At 54.4% G+C, this 18,883-nt stretch carries 11 protein-coding genes; 3 read left to right on the forward strand and 8 right to left on the reverse strand.

Annotated elements, in window-relative coordinates; genetic code table 11:
- Positions 1 to 52 precede the first annotated feature (52 nt).
- Both ABD971_RS29725 and ABD971_RS29730 read left to right on the forward strand, forming a co-directional pair.
- Positions 53 to 1,273: a hypothetical protein gene (locus ABD971_RS29725; protein ID WP_345327337.1), complete on the forward strand. Its 1,221-nt coding sequence runs from the start codon at positions 53 to 55 to the stop codon at positions 1,271 to 1,273.
- A complete protein-coding gene (locus tag ABD971_RS29730) occupies positions 1,270 to 4,149 on the forward strand; it encodes an AAA family ATPase (RefSeq protein ID WP_345327338.1) in 2,880 nt (959 codons plus the stop codon). The genes ABD971_RS29725 and ABD971_RS29730 overlap by 4 nt, the downstream gene beginning before the upstream one ends.
- Before the next feature lie 436 nt (positions 4,150 to 4,585).
- Here ABD971_RS29730 and ABD971_RS29735 read toward each other — a convergent pair whose 3' ends face one another.
- From ABD971_RS29735 to ABD971_RS29770, 8 genes are all read right to left on the reverse strand, one after another.
- Positions 4,586 to 5,380, reverse strand: coding sequence for an anthrax toxin lethal factor-related metalloendopeptidase (locus ABD971_RS29735; protein WP_345327339.1), 795 nt, complete (start codon positions 5,378 to 5,380; stop codon positions 4,586 to 4,588).
- Complete coding sequence (locus tag ABD971_RS29740) at positions 5,380 to 7,962, reverse strand: spermine/spermidine synthase domain-containing protein (RefSeq protein ID WP_345327340.1); 2,583 nt, start codon at positions 7,960 to 7,962, stop codon at positions 5,380 to 5,382. The genes ABD971_RS29735 and ABD971_RS29740 overlap by 1 nt, the downstream gene beginning before the upstream one ends.
- Positions 7,963 to 8,574: 612 nt before the next feature.
- Positions 8,575 to 9,111, reverse strand: a complete 537-nt coding sequence (locus tag ABD971_RS29745) for a hypothetical protein (protein WP_345327341.1) — start codon at positions 9,109 to 9,111, stop codon at positions 8,575 to 8,577.
- 140 nt (positions 9,112 to 9,251) lie between these two features.
- The gene (locus tag ABD971_RS29750; RefSeq protein WP_339942608.1) at positions 9,252 to 9,905 is read right to left on the reverse strand and encodes a hypothetical protein; all 654 of its coding nucleotides are present in this window, start codon (positions 9,903 to 9,905) and stop codon (positions 9,252 to 9,254) included.
- A 118-nt stretch (positions 9,906 to 10,023) separates the two neighbouring features.
- A complete protein-coding gene (locus ABD971_RS29755) occupies positions 10,024 to 13,224 on the reverse strand; it encodes an efflux RND transporter permease subunit (protein WP_339942609.1) in 3,201 nt (1,066 codons plus the stop codon).
- Positions 13,225 to 13,290: 66 nt separating this feature from the next.
- The gene (locus ABD971_RS29760) at positions 13,291 to 14,781 is read right to left on the reverse strand and encodes an efflux RND transporter periplasmic adaptor subunit (RefSeq protein WP_345327342.1); all 1,491 of its coding nucleotides are present in this window, start codon (positions 14,779 to 14,781) and stop codon (positions 13,291 to 13,293) included.
- Between the two features lie 422 nt (positions 14,782 to 15,203).
- A complete protein-coding gene (locus ABD971_RS29765; protein ID WP_345327343.1) occupies positions 15,204 to 15,737 on the reverse strand; it encodes a hypothetical protein in 534 nt (177 codons plus the stop codon).
- A gap of 141 nt (positions 15,738 to 15,878) precedes the next feature.
- Complete coding sequence (locus ABD971_RS29770; protein WP_345327344.1) at positions 15,879 to 17,477, reverse strand: TolC family protein; 1,599 nt, start codon at positions 17,475 to 17,477, stop codon at positions 15,879 to 15,881.
- 621 nt (positions 17,478 to 18,098) lie between these two features.
- Between ABD971_RS29770 and ABD971_RS29775 the strand changes: the two genes are divergently transcribed.
- Positions 18,099 to 18,866, forward strand: a complete 768-nt coding sequence (locus ABD971_RS29775) for a hypothetical protein (protein WP_345327345.1) — start codon at positions 18,099 to 18,101, stop codon at positions 18,864 to 18,866.
- The last annotated feature ends 17 nt before the right edge of the window (positions 18,867 to 18,883 follow it).

Raw genomic sequence — 18,883 nt, forward strand, 5'->3', positions numbered from 1 at the left:
TCGTGCGAAATCGGTTTCGAAGCTTTAGGGTTTGATCTTCAGGGGATTCAGTGTGGCTCAACAGTCCGATGTGAAAAACGTTGTCGGCCGCGACCGGCTGATCTCCAGAATCTGGCAGAAGCTGGAAACAGGCTCACTGCGTTTTACCGCGGAGCGACGGATCGGCAAAACCACGGTGATGAAGAAGATGGCCATCGAGCCTCGAGAGGGTTGGCAGGTGGTTTTCATCGACCTCGAAGGCGTCGCGTCGCCCGAGGGGTTTGCCGAAGCGCTGCTCGCCAAGATTCGGCCGCTGATGCCGGTAGGGCAGTCTGGCCACCACTGGTTTCAAAAATTTCTCGATACGGTTGGCGGCACTGAGATCGGAGGCGTCATCAAGCTGCCTGAATTCAGCAAGATGGGTTGGCGCCCGACCATCGAACAGGCATTCGAAGGGATTTGCTCGCAGTTAGGCGACGCGAAACTGTTGCTTCTCTTTGATGAACTACCCTACATGCTGCAGAAAATCGCTGTCTATGGAAATCGTTCACGCGATGGCGAAAATTTCGCGTTAGAGATGCTCGACACCTTGCGGGCTGTTCGCGGTGAGCACGAGGAAAATCTACGTATGATTTATGCGGGATCGGTCGGTCTGCACCATGTCATCACCGAACTACGCGGAACTGAGTTTGCGAGCCAGCCTGTGAATGACATGATGCTTGTGGAAATCCGCTCTCTTGAAGACGAAGACGCGATCCAGTTGGCAAATCGGCTCCTCAAGGTCGAGGCCGTTCTGCTCAGTGACGCGACGTCGCTTGAATTGCTTTCGCAAACGCTTGCGGAAGCAACCGACCGAGTTCCATTTTATCTCGAACGAGTGATTGCACGGCTTGCTGAATTCGACCGTCCGGTGATGCTAGATGACGTACAATCCGTCGTGGCCCATCACCTCGCCGACGATTTTGATCACTGGGAAATGGAGCACTTCCGTGAACGATTAAAAATCTACTACACCGGCGATTTGGTCGATGCGAACGGGGCAGTGATACCTCGATCACTGGTCGCACGCGAGGTGCTTGACTACATGTCGCAGGAGACGGAGCCACAGTCGATCGATCAAGTGTGGCAAGGCCTGAAAGCCAAGTTGGCTCTTACCGACCGTGGTGTCGCTGTCGACTTTTTAAAGCTCTTGGCCCAAGACCATTACCTGAAAAGCGACAGTGCCAAACGCTATTCATTTCGCTTTCCGCTGATCCAAAAATGGTGGGTGCTTGCTCAGGGGCTCGGATCATGATTCGTCGTTTCTTACTTTCGGCTTTCACTCCAAGCAACACCGATCCCCAATTGCTGGAGCGGATTTTCGTGCAACGTGAAAAGTTACTTTATGCCATCACAAATCGTCTCGCTCGCAGCATGACGTCGGGTGAAAAACATCATGTCTTGTTGATTGGTCCTCGAGGCAGTGGAAAGACAAACCTCGTAACGCTTGTTGTGCACCGTCTTCGTCAGCAGAAAGAATTGAACGACACGATGCGAATCGCGTGGTTGGGGGAAGACGATGTGATGGTCGAGTTGATTGACATCGCCTTGGCGATTGCAGATTCTCTTACGAAAGAATATCCCGAAGAGTTCTCATCCGATGTTCGCTCCGCCGTGCGAGGATTGACAGGCGATGATGCAGCAATCGCCGTGCTGAATTTAATTTGTGATCAGCTTCAGCACCGCAATCTGCTCGTCGTGATGGAGAATCTGGATCGAGTCTTTGCGGGGTTGGGTGATCTGGGGCAGAAACGGTGGCGAGCGTTCTTACAGGAGACGACTCGCATCGCAACTCTGGCGACATCTCAACAAGTCTTCGAGGGTGTTTCCAGTCGAAACGAAGCCTTCTTTGGTTTCTTTGACCTACACCATCTCACGCCACTATCGGTAGAGGATGCGCGTGCGCTGATTCGCAAGATCGCGACCGAGCAAGGAAAGCTAGACCTCGTCAAGTTCTTGGATTCTCCCACGGGGAGATATCGAGTACGGGCCCTTCACCATTTAGCGGGTGGCAATCATCGCATGTACGTACTTCTCTCGGAGTACCTGACCAAAGACTCGCTTGACGATTTGATCGAATCGTTCGAGCGATTGGCGGAGGAGCTGACGCCTTACTTTCAAGAGCGTCTGCGATCTGTGCCTCCTCAGCAAGCCAAATTGGTTCAGTGCTTAGCCAATGCCGCAGGAGCCAAGACTGTCAAAGAGATTGCCGAAGAGACATTCATCGCCGAACGTAATTGCTCAAAGCAATTAGGAAATCTTCGCCAATCGGGATATGTCATTTCTTCAAAGCGAGGAAAGGAATCCTACTACGAGCTCGCTGAACCGCTGATGCGTTTATGTCTAGAAGTGAAGAACCAACGAGGAAGGCCTCTCAAGTTGGTAGCCAAGTTCTTGAAGGTCTGGTTTCCGGCATCCCGCTTGGACGCTTCGATTAATCGAACCAACGAAAGATGGTCTCGGGGCGATCAGTACCGTCTCGAGGCGATCGGGTTAAGCAATGATTTCGAAGACACTATCAAGGACGGACTGTCAATCGAAATCAGAAATATGATCGACAAAGGTGATTTACCGAGTGCCACGAAGCTCGTTGAAGAACTGGAATGCGTGGATGGAGCAGAAGCACTGAGGCTCGGTGCAGCAGTTGCACTCCATAAACAAAATGTAGAACACGCGATTGAGCTACTAACCAAGCTAATTTCGCTTCCAAACTTGTCCGTAACTCGACGTGTGCAGGCTTTGTCGGCCCGTGGCGCAGCACAAGGCATGCGTGGTGATACAGAATCCGAGATTGCAGATTATTCCGCGATTATTGGGATGTCGGAGGCGTCAGAAAAGGAAAGAGCGAATGCACTATCTATTCGTGGGGTTGTGCGTGGCGAACAGGGTGAATCGGAACTGGCGATTGCAGACTACTCCGCGATTATCAACATGCACGAAGAGTTAACCGACGTGAAGGCAAAAGCCCTGTTGAATCGTGGCATTCACTACGGCATGGCAGGTGAAACACAACTGGAGATTGCAGATTACACCACCATCATTGAGATGACTAACGCGCCACCAGACCAGAGAGCAAAAGCTCTGTTAAACAGAGGATTTGTTTACGGGCAAATCAGTGAGTCGGAGTTGGAGCTCGCAGATTATTCAGCGATCATTGATATGCCTGGTGTTCCGATAAAGGAGTGTGCCAAGGCTTTGCTAAATCGTGGTATCAGGCACGGTGAGCGAGGCAAGCCTGAATTGGAAGTCATTGACTACTCAACGGTCATTGAAATGCCCAACGCCCCCGCAGAGCAAAAAGTCAGAGCATTGTTATGTCGTAGTGTCTGGTACGGCCAGCGGGGTCAGGAAGCACTAGAAATCGCAGACTGCACAACAATTATCGAGATGCCCGACACCCCAGCAGAGCACAGAGCAAAAGCCTTCCTCATTCGCGGCATATCGCACCACCGACTAGAAGAATCGGAGTTGGCGTTGAATGACTTCGATGCAATTGTTGGTATGCCCCACGCCCTGCCGGACACCAAATCAAGCGCCTTGAATAATATAGCCGCGTTACATTTTGAGTCGGGGCGGCTTGAACAGTCTCTCGAATTCTTTGATGCTGCGTTGCAAGTGACCGGGAAATCAAGGAAACTGCGAACCAAAATACTTTTTTCCAAACCCGAGCCGATGGCGGCACTGGGCGAGGCATCGGTTACGATCGAAGCTCTGCGCGAAGCCTTCGAGACAGGCGATTGCAATTGCGTGGACTACGGCGGAACACCAGGCGCGCTGCTTAGCACAATACTTCGCCACAGCCCAATGGACTGGAGTGATTACGCAGATGCGTTAGTGCCACTGTTTGTTGAGCATGGTGTCGGAGCGAAACTGGGCAAAGGGATCGTGGAATCGATCGGAAAATTAGACGAAGGCGAATTCTCTGACTCTCAGTTAGAGTTGTGGAATGATGCTTGGCAATCCGCGGGGAAGGAATGTGATGAACTTGAACTTTCCCTTCGCTGCCTCGACGCGGCAGTCGAGGTGTTGCAAATGGACAAACCATCCGACCGCCCGCTCTTTCGCCTGCCGCTGGAGATCCGAGGAATCGTTCGAGATCTGCTGACAAATACGCTGGGCCCAACAGCGTAGCCGACAATAAAGTGAAGCGAGAGGGAGCAGTTCCCCCAGGTCGCGAATGGGAATGGCTCTCCTCAAGTCACATTGCGACTGGGCGATCAGCACAACTCAGCTCGCTCGAGCTTAGGTGACTGCTGATTTAGTAACAATGATCACAGGCCGGAGGCCGACACGCCCTCTGCCGGTGGCGTGAGCCACCGGCTAGTGAAGGTGGGGAAACATAGCCCAGCGGGCGACACACTCTGCAGTCAGTGTGTCGGCCTCCGGCCTCATGGCGCCAGGTCGCCCCAAAACCGTTGGCTCACGCCAACGGCAGTTCATGTTTCGGCCTCCGGCCTATTCGCGTGCTACTAAATCAGCAGTCTCCGCAGCTAGGGAGAGGTGACTACACAATGAGTTGCAGCCGATGAAATCGAGACTGCTTGCCCCGGCCTGCCCAGGTACACCACTACTCGACTTGGTCCTCAACGCCCCATAACTTGACCAACAGCGACAACATCTCGGGATCGTGTTTTTTTAACTCTTCTCGATCGTAGGGAAAAAAGTCATTGCGGCTGAAGTAGGCTTCGCTTGTTTCGGCAAAGTACTCTTGCGGCGTTGTCATTGCATACGCTCGCCCCCGATGCTTGCGGCCGTTGGCGTCTTGACGCTCGACATCGTCGTACTTGCCACTCGCCTTGGCTTTCTCGTAAGCCTTCTTTAGCGGTTGATTGCCAAAGCCACGCTCAAGCACTCGGTCGTGGTAGGCGTGGGCCAGTTCATGCAATGCGAAGTTGGGCATCCGCCGCGTCTCGGCTTCGAAAATGCGGACATTGGTGAACTCGACGCCCTTCGCCATGCTCGGATCACGGCCGTTATCAATTAACCATTTTTTGTTTGGATGATATTCCGCTCGTGGCTGAGTGTCCGGGTACTCGGGCGAAAACCATAATGGCACCTTTAGTAACTCTGCGACTGCGGGCTCAGGAACCACCCGAATAATCTCTTCGAGCTGCTTTTCTAGCAGCTTCAGCGCCTTCGCGGTCGCTTGCTCGTTTTGCGATTCCAATTTCTGGCTGACGTGAACCGTCCAACCCGCAACCACCCGTGTCTGGTGAGATGAATTCGATTCCTCTGCGGCTTGCGACTTCCGCCCCACACCACTGGCCAACACCGCGGCCGCGATGACGAACCGGATCCAATTTCGACGACGACAACCGATCTGCATCTGTAACACACTTCTTATGACGAAAATTCGGGACACTAATTTGAATTGGGTTCGGGAAACATCACCGCGTGTTGCCACGATCGATCACTCGGCGGTGACGATCCCGTTGCTCCAATATACTTGATCGAATCGGTTGTCGATGTCTCCTGAAACCGTTTCAGAAAACGATGCAGCGCGGCCCCCCGCATCAAGCTTCGACTTCGATGCGATACTGGTGAATGAAACTCGACCCACGGGTGCTCGTCGGTATTCAAACGAGCCCCCTCACGTTGCGGCCAATCTCCCGCGTACAACTCAAACAATCGCGTCGCCGTTGCTAACGAGGTATCCTGAAAATGCCCACCTGCCAACAATTCCCTCAGTCGTTCGTCGAGCGCAATTTCGTTGATCTGCAGCGGTGATTCGGAGGCCACCAGACCAACAATCGGTCGTGACCGGCTCAATCGCCCCCACCACAATGTGACATGAGGAAAGACACTGCGAAGCGAGTCGGCGATCATTTCAAAGTCGTCAACGCCAAGCTGATAGAGCGGCAACCACTGGCACAGTAGCCCTTGCGGGCGAAGTCGTTTCTTGGCCGCTGCAAATTGCTCGACCGTATACAGGTACCCTGTTTCGCTTTCCCAGGGCACAAACAAGTCCGAAACAATCACGTCGTATTTCCGCTCGGTCGTTGCCAGGAAATGACGCGCATCATCAACAATCATGGTCGTCCGCGGATCATCGACCACATGACGATTTTCGTCGCCCAGTAGTCGCACGGCATCGACGACTTCGGGGATCAGTTCGACGATGTCGATCGATTGCAGTTCACGATGCGGCACCGCACCACCCGCTGTCATTCCGGTGCCCAATCCAAGCAGCGCGACGTCACGCGGTTGAGGGTGCAATAGCAGCGGTAAATGGGCTTGGCGATACTCACGTTCGGCGCTTTCCCCGGTCGCTCCGAATCGATAGTGCAAATTCTGACGAACCTTTTTAGCACCGGTCCGCGGATTTTGAACCACGTCGATCCATCCGTAGGTGGAATGCAAACGACGCAGCAACGTGTCCTGATCCTCGCCACGCACCCACGATTCGGGATTGCCAATCAGAAGCGGCAAACACGCAAGGACCGCGACTACCACCGGTGTAAGAATTCGCATCCGTGTCGCGTCGCTATGTAATTGCCAAAATGCCGGAGCCAGCATCGCCAATGCCACCACCGCAAACGATTTCCAGAGTCCGAGGGCAGGAAACAAAACAAAGCTGGCGATGATCGCTCCGACCGCTGCGGCGACGGTGTTGGCGAGCGTCAATCGTCCCACTTCATGGCTGTGCGTTTCCGCTTGCACACTCAAGGCAAACCAAGCGGTCGGCAAAATCAATCCGGTAAAGAAGGCGACGGGCAAAGTGATCGCCAGCACCAACAACAAACCGTTGGCGTAATAAGCGGCAAATGTTTCGCCCGCTTGAAAATACAGCAAGCGAGTTCCTGTTACAAAGGCGACTACCGAGATCGCAATCGCTGCGGCTGCTAAACATCCGGCCCAGGTCACGATCGTTTTCGGCGAAAAAGAAACCAGCAACCGACTGGCTACCATGGCACTGAGCGAAAGCCCCAGCAGAAAACCGATCAGCACGAACGAGAATGTGTAGGTGCTGTTATGAAACACCAAGCTGAACAGCCGTGTATACAAAACTTCCATGGCCAACGTTGCAGCGCCCGAAACCACCACCACCATGCTCCAAAAGCGGCGCTCGGATTTGTCAAGATTGCCAGGCCTCTTCGGCAGCGACTTCTCCACGGCATTCTCACCTAGGTTCGCCGGAGCCATTGCTGACGTAGCGGAACTCGTCATGAGTTTCGAGCTGTTCTGCGATTCACGAAAGTCTTGACGACTTCCGCTACCAGTCATCCCGTCACCTGATGTTCCGGCAGTTCTTAACCTCGTCACGCGTCGCAGCATCAGTGCAGCGGCAGCACAGGCCAGCGAGATCATCGCTGCCACCCCGCTGCTTCGCGTCACCCCGACGATCGGTAATAGCAACGACGACGCGGCGAGGACGCCACCGACCGCTCCGAGCACATTCCATCCATAAGCTCGCGTCAAACGATCACGAGGAGCGACGCCATCACTGAGCTGCATTTGCCGGAAAATCTCGTTCATGATTGGCAGCGTCGCGCCCAACGCAATCGTCGCGGGCGCCAACAGCAACAGACTGAACACCACTCGCGATCCCATTTGGATCACTGAAACGCGGGAATGCAGCAGCGGCTCGATCAGCGAACCAGCCGAGTGACTGATCAAAAACGGAACGGTGATTGCCCACAAACCGGCGACGATTTCACAGGCGGCATAGCCACGAAAGGGACACACTCGATGGGCCCATCGTCCGCCGATCGCATAGCCGATCGCCATGCCGCCAAAGTACGCGGCCAGCACCGCTGCGGCGGCATGCGAGGTGTGCCCAAACAGCAATCCCAGCTGACGATTCCAACTGACCTCGTAAACAAGCGCCGCAAACCCCGAAGCAGCAAAGATGAGGTAATACGGCAGCATGGCAACCTTAGGCAGCGGGCGGGAGGTTTCTGTTTGGGGTGCGATGCGAGAGACCTGCCTGGATACGGATCTCATTGCAACGATGTGTTTTTAGGGCAAAGGCTGCTTGACATCACCGATCTTAAGTTAGCCTGGACTGCTAACACTTTGGTATTGACATCGGAGGTTAGGGGTGGGTTTTTCTTCCGGTCGTTACTGCAGTTACCTCTCCACCGACGAAGGGTGACTGCTGATTTAGTAGCATTGATTGCAGGCCGGAGGCCGATACACCCTCTGCCGGTAGCGTAAGCTACCGGTCAGGAGAGGCGGAAAAACATAGCCCGGAGGGCGACACATCTGCTGCCAGTGTGTCGGCCTCCGGCCTTACGGCGACAAGTCGCCCCTAAACCGTTGGCTCACGCCAACGGCAGTCTATCTGTCGGCCTCCGGCCTGTGCGTTTGCCACTAAATCAGCAGTCACCGAAGTTGGTGGAGAGGTGGCAGAAAACTAGCGCATCCAAAAATCACGGCAACACTAGAGTTTTAGCAGTCCAGCTTTAGCCCCGGTTGGATGGTGACGAAACCATGGCTAGCGCCAAAACGGCTAATTAATTAACTGCTACCTATCTGCTTAGGACCGTAAACGGCCGAAAGTCTTGGCGACTTTCGCTACAGCTTACGGCCCGAAAGCTATTCGTCGCCGGAAGACTAGTGGTCGTGGCCTTCGTGGTCGTGGTCGTGTTTGATCTCGCCGCGATAGGGCGTTCCGTTGATCGTCACGCTCAACTTGGGTGCCGAAGCTTCGTCATCGATATGCCCAACCAATTCGGCATCGGCCAGCGTAAAGCGTGACGACTTGCCGTCTGTGTCGCCGGAATCGGGACTGGCCGCCAACTTGAACTGCTCGGGCGCTCCCTCGTGCGTCAAATTGATCGTGACTTCCTTGGCATCAATTGGAACCGCTTTCGCTGCCGCCGAGTCAAGGATATAGACAGTGACCGACTTGGCATCATGAACCACTTCGGCATGATATTCTTCGTTGCCGAGTTCGACTAACGAACCATGGTGAGGCCCTTCGCTCGGATGGGCGTGCACATCGACGGTCGCAGGCGGAAGTCCGTCGACGGTCACGTCGTTACCGGAGACGCTGGGGTCCGCATCGGGATTTGTCGTCGTTTTATCGCCACATCCCGTGGTGAAAAGAATCAGACCGGCGGCAAAGGTTGCAAATTTTGTCATACGCATTGTAAAAATCTCTGTGATCAGGGGGCAAAATGAGAACGTCTCACGAGAAGAAATCGCGAGGCGGTACGTTTTCGGAAAAACCTCGCAACCGAAATTGCGAAGCGACTGCGGGGCGGCTTTCGATTTACCCCGCTACGGCATTAATGGGAGTGGCGAGCTTCAAAGCCGTTTTGTTGTAACCACGAAGCCCATTGTTCGGACGTGTTGTGGTCAACCAAGTGGATATCTCGCCAAGTTGGGGCGCGAAACCGAATGTCGCGGTGATCGCCGTGGCTTTCGACGACCACCTCGCACCCCATGTCTTGTAATACTTTCAAAGTCTGAGTTTCTTGAGCCGAACCGCTGCCATGGATTTGCTTCCAATCGACCATGCGAAACTCGACAATTTCCGCACCTTCGGAAAATACCGCTGCGGTGTGAGCATGAGACACATCAAACCCTGAGGCTTTGAGCCACCGAGCCCACTGATCCGCCATCGCATGGTCTTTGACACTAAGTGATCTCCACTTCGGACTGCGGTAAGCAATGTCGATGTGTCCGGCATGTTGGTCCTGCTGGGCTTCACAGCCAAGCTGTTGCACGGTGGCAAGATGCTGAGCCGCCTTGTTCGCGTCTTCGAAATGCATCGTTTTCCATTGTGGCAACTGGAACGCCAACGTTTCGCCCGAGTGATCATGATCGCCATGCGAATGGCCATCATCACCGCCATGCGAATGGTCGTGTGCTTGGCCGTAGGACGAGCCGCCGCAGGTGACCATCGCAGCAAAAACCATCAGGGGGAACAATTTCTTCATTTTCTTCTCCGTACGAACCAAGGGGGGAGAGACTCCGATCATCGTGTAGCAAACCTTGAGCCACCGGCGTGGGCTCGCGACACCGTTTTTCACGCACGATTTTTTTTCACGCACACATCTAAACTTCATTCAATTCGATTTCGCCTGCGGTGGCATTGACGACCCGCTCGGCTGACTTCATGCCAAACAACCAAAACAGCGCCGGATGCACAAAGAAGTCCAACATCGTCGAACTCACCAATCCGCCTAGAATCACCGTGGCGACGGGATACAAAATTTCTTTACCCGCATCGCCGGCCGACAACACCAAGGGCACCAATCCAATACCCGAGGTCAATGCGGTCATCAAAACCGGCGCAAGTCGCTCGAGACCTGCGCGAACAATCATCGAGGGCGTGAACTGTTCGTCTTCGTGTTGCACGAGATGCAAGTAATGCTGCAGCAACAGAATGCCATTTCGCGACGCGATCCCGGCAAGCGAGATGAATCCAACCATCGCGGCGATCGTTAGCGTTTGACCGGTGATCACCAAGGCGGCGACCGAACCGATGAACGCCATGGGAAGCGCCGCCATCACTTGAAACGCCAAGTTCACACTGCGGAACAAGGTGTACAGCACCAGAAACACGCCCATCATCGAAATCACAAATAACACCGAGATGATTCGGCTAGCCGATTGCTGACTTTGAAATTGGCCTCCGTACTCGACAAAATATCCCGAGGGCAATTGAGCAATGATCGGTTTGATCGACGTCTGAATATCGGTCACCACGTCGACAACGCCGCGGTCGGCAACGTTACACTGGACCACGATGCGGCGACGAACATTCTCGCGATTGACCACGTTGGGACCACCCGATTCGTAGACTTTCGCAAGCCCGGACAGCGGGATCATTCCGCCATCAGGCAACTGAATCGACAATCGCTTCAATTCTTCGATGTCCTCGCGGTAGTCCTCTTTCATTCGCACTATCAAATCAAACGTTCGCATCCCGTCGAGCACTTCCGAAGCGACTTTGCCATTCATGGCGGTTTCGATGTATTCGTTGACCGACGCAGCACTGAGCCCATATTGCAACAATCGATCGCGATCCAGTTCGATGCGAAGCTGAGGGATAATGACTTGCGGTTCGACCAACGCGTCGGTGACGCCCGGCACCAATTCGATTTCCGCCTTGATCTGTTCCGCCTTCTGACGCAACACATCCAAATCGTCTCCGTAAATCTTGATCCCCACCTGGGCTTTCACTCCCGACAACATGTGCGAGATCAAGTGGGCAATCGGTTGCTCAACCGCGGTGACCACGTGCGGAAACTCTTCCATCGCCTCGCGGATTTCGGCTAATTGCTCTTCACGTGAGCGAGGCGAATTGGGATCAAGCTCGATGATCATTTCGGACATATTGACGCCCTCGGCATGCTCGTCCAACTCCGCACGCCCCGTCCGCCGAGCAAACCGCTGCACATCGTCAATCTGTTTCAATGACTCTTCAACCGAGCGAGCGATCTCGTTGGACGCCGCCAACGAGGTGCCCGGCGGCAGCACGACGTTCAACTGGATTGTGCCCTCGTTAAAGGGAGGCAGAAAATCTTTTTCAAGTCGCGAGACGAAGATCGCGGCGATCGCGACCATCAACAACGTCACACCGAGGTTCAGATAGGGAAAGGTCAAACTGAACCGGATCACTTTATCTGCAACCCACTTCAACCCCCGCAACACGAAGCCATCTTTTTCTTCGCCGCTTCCTTTACTCATTCCGAGCAACCAATACGACAGCACCGGTGTCACCGTTAGCGAAACCACCAATGATGAAAGGATCGAAACGATATAAGCAACTCCCAGCGGAGCAAATAATTTGCCTTCCATCCCTCCCAGAGCAAACAGCGGAATGAAAACCAAAATCACGATCATGGTGCCAAACACGATACTGCGACGCACTTCGGCACTGGCTCGAAACACCACCAGCAATGGGTTCAGCGGATTCCCGGCAGCACGGTTTTCTTTCAAGCGGCGATAGATGTTCTCGACGTCCACGATCGCATCATCGACAAGTTCGCCCATGGCCACCGCGATCCCGCCGAGCGTCATCGTGTTAATCGACAGCCCAAATACCGCGAATACGATTGCGGTCATGACCAGCGACAGTGGGATGGCCGTTAGCGTGATGAACGTCGTTCGTAGATTCAGTAGAAACAGAAACAGCACGATGACGACCAAGATTCCGCCGTCACGAAGTGCTTCGACAACATTGTCAATTGCGCGGTCGATGAAGGATTTTTGCGAGTAGACCGTCATCAGCTGCGTGCCCGCCGGCAACGTTGGTTTGAGTTCTTCGATCGCAGCCATCACATCTTCGGTCACGCGGCGGGTGTCGGCGCCGGGCTGTTTATTGATCGTCAGCACCACCGCCGGCCCACCACGCCAATTCGATGCCGGATCGTCCGTTGCGTTCGATTCGGAACTTGCATTTGTCGAGCGAACGAAGGCAGAACTGTCACCGCGTTTAACTTGCGCTCCCTCGACCACCTCAGCGACTTGAGACAGCAACACCGGCCGACCTTCGCGAATTTTCACCGGCACTTTTTTCAGATCGTCCAACGACTGAATCCGTCCTAATGAGCGAACCAATAGTTCTTTCGGTCCCTGTTTGTCGAGGTAACCGCCCGTCCCGTTTTCGTTACTCTCGGTCACGGCCGATTCAATTTCGGGCAACGTGACTCCGAAACGGAGCATCGCGTCGGGGTCCACCAAGACTTGAAATTGCTTCCGCTCGCCGCCCATCGTGAAGACTTGCGAGACACCAGGAATCGTCAACAACCGTTGGCGGACGACCCAGTCGGCGGTGGTGCGAAGCTGCATGGGGTCGACATCTGGATTGTCGCTCCACATTCCCAACATCAGAACTTGGCCCATGATCGACGAGATCGGCGCGAGCTGAGGCGTGATCCCGGGTGGCAACCGATCCTGAACCATCTGCATCCGCTCGGCCACAATTTGCCGGTCGGTATAGACATCGGTGCCATAAGCAAATTCGACATAAATGACCGAGATCCCGACACCTGAGGAACTGCGAACCGCCTCGACCCCGTTGGCACCATTCATCGTGGTTTCGATCGGGAAAGTGATCAGCGACTCGACCTCTTCGGGAGCCATACCCGGCGTTTCTGTCATGATTACGACGCGAGGTCGGTTCAAATCGGGAAACACATCGATGGGCATCACCATCGTTTGCCATGTCCCGTAACCAATCAGGAACAGTGCGACTGCGATGACAAGCAATCGTTGATGAAGTGCGAAGCGTATGACGGCGTTAAGCATGAATCAATGGAAAATGGAGAAGCGGTGATTGAGACGATGACGTGTCGGAGTCTTCCTGTTTGTTTATCAGTGCGAGTGTCCGGCATGCGGATCGGCACCACCGCCCGATTTGTTTTTGATTGCCATTTGCATTTGGTGCGCGGCTTTCAGGGCAATCACATCACCGGGATAGATCGAACCATCGTTGGCGATCACCACGGCGTCTTGGCCACGATGGCGAACATGCACCGGCACGCGAGTAAAATTCTTACCGTTTTGCTGAAACACAAACCAATCGGCACCCTCTTTCACGACCGCGTCCACCGGCAATACGATTTGATTCTCCCACTGTTCCACGGGAACACGCAGTTCAAGTCGCTGGCCGATGCGATACTTCCACGAAACAAACCGCTGCCCCTCGTCATTTTTGACATCACGCATCTTTTCATTGGGCAATTCCACGAACAGTGACAAGGTTCGCGAATCACTGTCGATCGAATTGGAAACGAAGACCAACTTCAATCCGCTAACGACCTCTTGCCCCATCGAACCGCTGAACACCGCATCGACTGACCAACCTTGCTGAGCTGCTTCGGAGATCGCCGCGATGTCGTTTTCAAACGCTTTGCCTTCGATAAACAATTGGGTGTAATCCGATAGCGAGCAAAGCTTGTCACCCGCCGTGATCGCTTGTCCTTTGTGAACACTCAGGTCATCGATCACCAACAGTTTCTTGTTGCTTCGGTTGCGAGTCATGTCCTGAGGCAACCCCTGTGGCTTGGTATACGAGACCGGGTGCACGGACACCTGGCTCAGATGCAGTTCCTCGTCCTCGCTATGGCTGTCCACATCAGGAGCCACGATCTGCAAATCGCCCATCAATTTTCCGTCGCGAGCAATCGCATCAATTTGCCGGTCCGAAAGTCCGTGCAACCGGAGAGCTTCTCGCTGTGACTTTGCAAACGCTTCGAGTTTTTCTTTGGCGTATCGCCGTTCCAACAGCTGTTTCCCTGAGATCGCACCGGACCGGGTTGCATCTTCCAAACGAGCGATCTCGCGGTTTTCCACTTCCAATTCGCTGATTGTTTTCAGATAGGCCGTTTGCGTTTCCACCAAGTCTTCGTAGGTCAAACGCACTTCAAACAGCAGGTCTCCTGGCATCACCGCTTCGCCGGTAACCGCGTGCACGTGGGTGACGACGCCATTGAGCGGCGACGACACCACGATCGAGGATCGCCCAGGTTTGGCGACCACAACGGCGGGGACGGTGATCGAACGACGATAGTTCGACAACTCGACCGGACGCAGATACTTTGGCGTCAATCCGAGGTTCTTGCGAGCTTGCGGCGTCAACTCTAACGATGTGACCTCTGCCGTTTCCGCGGCCGGCAGAGCATGAGTCGCGTGCTCGTCACCCTCGGCAACTTGGCCGCCACGCTGCGATGAAAGCGTCGCGTCAATCCATGTCGATAGCGGCGGCCACCACATCGAATAGGTGCCCCCGGCCGCCACAACAACGACCAAACCAATCGCGATTTGGATCACAGGCAAAGGTAATTTTGAAAGTTTAGGTCGCATTGGAAACGCTTCTTCTATGAAACAAAATTTAGATGAATTGGCAAGGCAGCGACGTCGCAGCAAACAGCATCGAAACACAACAGCACGCTGAAAAACGTGCCGCTCTGTGGCGATGAATGCAGCCCTGAATTTCAGCAGCTGGAACCGGTGGTAATGTCGGCGTGTTTCGAGCAATCGCGGCGTCGATTGAAGCTGCATCGCCTCGAAAGGCAGAACAAGTTCAAATAGCAGGCCAAAATCAAACCAAGTTCGCCATATGCGAAAAGATTCTTTTGGACTCGCGCCGACGCGTGGATGCAGCAAGCCCAAGGACGTTGACTGAAATCACGCAAAGCGTTGCGGTCGGATCCGATCGAGTCAGAACGTCACCAGGACGCTGAAACCAACCTCGGCCCAAGCAGCAAACAGAGAGAAAGAAGGGCTCAAATCTGCCAAGATTGCAGACGAACACACGACTCAGACGAGGATAACACCCGAGCGCGACAGAGGCGGTCGAACTCGCCCCCCAACGTAACCCGCGGCGTTTGGGCCACCATGTCGACGGTCAAAAACGCAAAGGGGACCGACACCAATTGAAGATCCAGATCCAACCCTTTGGAAAATAATCCCACAAAGTGGCAATGCGCTTCATCGCAATGGTGAGAATGGCCGCAAGGTGAATCCGCATCGGTTAACGTGACGGTTTCGACAGCCAAATCACCAACCACCCAGTCGGTTGTCGGTGGGGTTATGACGTGAGATTTAGCGTGAGAATGCGTGCTGTGATCACAACACACCGCCACAGTATGGTAGTGACCGTGATCCGTATCGCCACACACATCCGCTGCGGCAATCTGGTCGGCATGTTGCTCGCAACATGCATTCCCCAGTGCGTGAGAGTGATGCCAGCAGCAACCCAGCACGGCATGCGCCGCGAACGCGATCAGCGTCAGTAGATGGGTCGTTCGGACAAACACTTTAAACACAACCTTTGGGGGACAGGACCATCTTGCGATGCTCTAATCTTTCCTAGCAAGCTGAATCGGGTCAAGAGGAACAAATCTTGATTTGAATTCGCCAACTCAGCAAATCATGCCATTCCCGCTGCGTCTAGCGGCTTATTGCTGGCTAAACGTTAGTCCACGCAGAGCATCGTCACCGCTATTGTCCACCATCGCGTCCAGGGCGCCGCTGAGCACGTAACCGTCCACGCGAGCCCGAGCCTGGGCCAATTGGGCCTGCGAGGCGATAAACTGCAGGTTGGTATCATAATAGGTGCGCCGCGCCACCAAAACTTGGACAAAACTGGTCTCCCCCGCCTTGTAGGCGGTTTCTGCCAATTTCAGCCCATCGGCGGCATTGGGCAGAATGTCATTGCTGTATTTCGACACTGCGGCGAGCGAGGAATCGTAATCGCGTGAAACGGCAGCCAGTCGGGCTTTGATCGCGTTTTCGATCCGCAATGCGTCCTGGCAAGCACGGACCAGTTCAGCACGCGCGGCGGCAATGTTACCCTGGTTGCGATTGAATACCGGAATGGGGGCACCCACCTGAACATTAATCATTCCCGAATCGGTCGCGTTGTCGTGCCCGGCCGCCAATTGGAAATCAAGGTTCGGAATCGGCTGCACACATTGACGCTGAATATTCGCTCGAGCCTGGCTGATTCGCGTTTGTGCCGCTTGGTACTCGGGGCTCGACGCGACCATCGTCGTGGCGACATCCGACCAATCGAGCGAGCTTTCGGTCTGTGGCAACTCACCTTGTAGCGAGATCGGCTGCATGTGCGGAGTCCCAGCCAACGCAACAAGTTCTCGCCATGCCGCCGCATAGCGAATCTCGGCTTGCTGCAACGACAAGTCGATCTCATTCTTTTGCACTTTGGCCTGCACGACGTCCAACTGGGATCCTTCGAGTGCCTCTTTGCGGAGCTCGGCTAGTTCCAACCCCTTGTCGGCAACGGACTGGAAGTCGCGGATCAGCTTAATGCGTCGTTGAGCGGCCAAGGCATCATAAAACTTGACGCGAATGTCGGTCGCAATTCGGTATTTCTGTGCTTCAAGCTGGAACAACTGAGCTCGCAACGCCTCGTTTTGGACACGGCGATTCAGCTCTAACTTGTCCGCGGTAATTAGCGTCTGAGAAATATAGACGGTGTGTTGATCGGTGCCATCATCGGCTAACTGCATCCCTTGGTAACCGACAGTTGGATTCGCTCGCAAACCGACCTGAGTGCGAAAACCCGCCGCCTTTTGAGTCGTCGCCACCAATCCTTGGATGGTCGGATTGTTGCCAAGGGCGAGGGCTTCGAAATCGGCTAACGTCATTGCCGATTGCCCCGTGGCATAGGTCGCCGATGTCGATGGCTCGGTCGCATTGTCAAACGGAATCGCAACCTGAACCATGGTCTCGGGATACGTCACATTGCCGTCGCTGGCGTAACCAAAATCATCAAAAACGACTTGGGCAACGTCGCTGTTGGGCTCGGTTTCCGCCGCAGCAGCGGTGCCCGAATCGGCTGCTGTGGATGGGGCGGCCCCAGAAACAGTGGACTCAGAAACAGCGGACTCAGGTGCGTCAATCAGTGACACATCAAACGACGACGTCGGGCTTGAATCCAGCAACGATGAAAACGCACCCGGCGATGCACACCCGACCATACTAGCAGTCGAAGCGGCAAGCAGCAGATTAGTAAAAAGAAATCGTCGTCTGGACATAAGATACACCAATATTCAAGGCTGGTCCGCTGTCGTGAAACTCGTTGACAGTACAAATAGGCGAACGGGAAAATAGGTGAACGGGAAAAATGCAAACGTCTCCCCGGACATCAGCTCTCCGGACATCAGCCCGGTCGAGTGGAATGGATTATTACTGTTATTCATCGGATATCGCCGGTAGGCATCGTTGGGAATAAGTCAGTTACCGGCGTGCCGAGACGTTCAGAAACGTGAATGATCGGTGTAACCGGCAAAGTCCAATTCAAGTTCGATGGAAAAGAGTCGTAACAAAGAAAAATGACTCAATACGCACACTCAAAGCGAGGGTTTTGCGTGTCACTATCACCGGCGCCGCTGTGCGACTGCCCCATTTTCGACGGCTTGCTTGGCTTCGCTGCGACTTGTTTGGCTTCGCTGACAAAGTGTCCGCTGTCTGTATCGCTGCAATCGCGTTGCTATTGATTCGTCACCCTTGACCTTTCCGCACGCGTTGCAATGGATTGGAGAGACACGGATCCAGCAGCACCTCGGCGTGAATGTTTCCGCTGACGAGGATATCGTCATGGTGCGAGTGCTTGTGTGTCGGAAACGCAAGCGTCCCATTAAAGAGTGAAGGTTAGCATGAAACAAACATTTACCGTTGCTGGATTCCTCTGCGTTGCCCTGATGGGTGTCTTGTGCCTCAACGCCACCGCGCAGTATCCCGATTGGCATGGACACCATTACGATCGAAATGGGCACGACTGGCACTCTCCCTATGAACATGGCCACGAGAAGTATGATGGGCACGGATATCATGCCTACGAGCACGCTGGGTACACACATTCGAGGCATGGACGAGCTGGACAGAATCGATTGAGATACCGTGACCCTCACGCTGTCGATTTCATGCAAGACCGCTATGCAGATGCCCTCGGCAACGACACGCCGGAACCGCGTCTGCGTTTTTACGGTCCCATCGAAAGCTACGATTCTATGGCAATGCCACGCTCGTGCGGTTCCGGCTATGCCGACTGTCCCTTTGCTCAGAACGCCCCTCGCGCCGGTGCAACGCCATGGCAACACGGCGACCACTCGCATGGAAATTCTTTTGCGAACCCGCACGGCCATGCGGACGGGATGCAGCGACGAGGCAACCCTGATTTTGCAGTTCCCAATCGGCCGTCACAAAATCGAGACAACACGTATATTCCTCAGCCATCGCTGTCGCAGCCTTCATTGCCACAGAACCGCGACGCCGTGCGTGGCAACGCTTCGGACGCAATCGTGATGGACGGGCCGCCACCCTCGCTCGATGGAATCACGCCAAGTTCCAGCGGTGAGTCTTCTCCGCCGCATGTTCACGCGGATCACGACCATGAACACGCCGGCCATGAGCATGCTCACTAAGCCACTCCGCTACAAAA

The sequence above is a fragment of the Novipirellula rosea genome, from assembly GCF_039541335.1.
In the GTDB taxonomy this organism is placed as follows: domain Bacteria; phylum Planctomycetota; class Planctomycetia; order Pirellulales; family Pirellulaceae; genus Novipirellula; species Novipirellula rosea.

What these genes read in the sequence shown, in the direction of transcription:
- ABD971_RS29755 (WP_339942609.1), bottom strand. Translation starts at nt 13,224, where the DNA reads ATGCTTAACGCCGTCATACGCTTCGCACTTCATCAACGATTGCTTGTC.
- ABD971_RS29750 (WP_339942608.1), bottom strand. Translation starts at nt 9,905, where the DNA reads ATGAAGAAATTGTTCCCCCTGATGGTTTTTGCTGCGATGGTCACCTGC.
- ABD971_RS29770 (WP_345327344.1), bottom strand. Translation starts at nt 17,477, where the DNA reads ATGTCCAGACGACGATTTCTTTTTACTAATCTGCTGCTTGCCGCTTCG.
- ABD971_RS29730 (WP_345327338.1), top strand. Translation starts at nt 1,270, where the DNA reads ATGATTCGTCGTTTCTTACTTTCGGCTTTCACTCCAAGCAACACCGAT.
- ABD971_RS29775 (WP_345327345.1), top strand. Translation starts at nt 18,099, where the DNA reads ATGAAACAAACATTTACCGTTGCTGGATTCCTCTGCGTTGCCCTGATG.
- ABD971_RS29760 (WP_345327342.1), bottom strand. Translation starts at nt 14,781, where the DNA reads ATGCGACCTAAACTTTCAAAATTACCTTTGCCTGTGATCCAAATCGCG.
- ABD971_RS29740 (WP_345327340.1), bottom strand. Translation starts at nt 7,962, where the DNA reads ATGAGATCCGTATCCAGGCAGGTCTCTCGCATCGCACCCCAAACAGAA.
- ABD971_RS29745 (WP_345327341.1), bottom strand. Translation starts at nt 9,111, where the DNA reads ATGCGTATGACAAAATTTGCAACCTTTGCCGCCGGTCTGATTCTTTTC.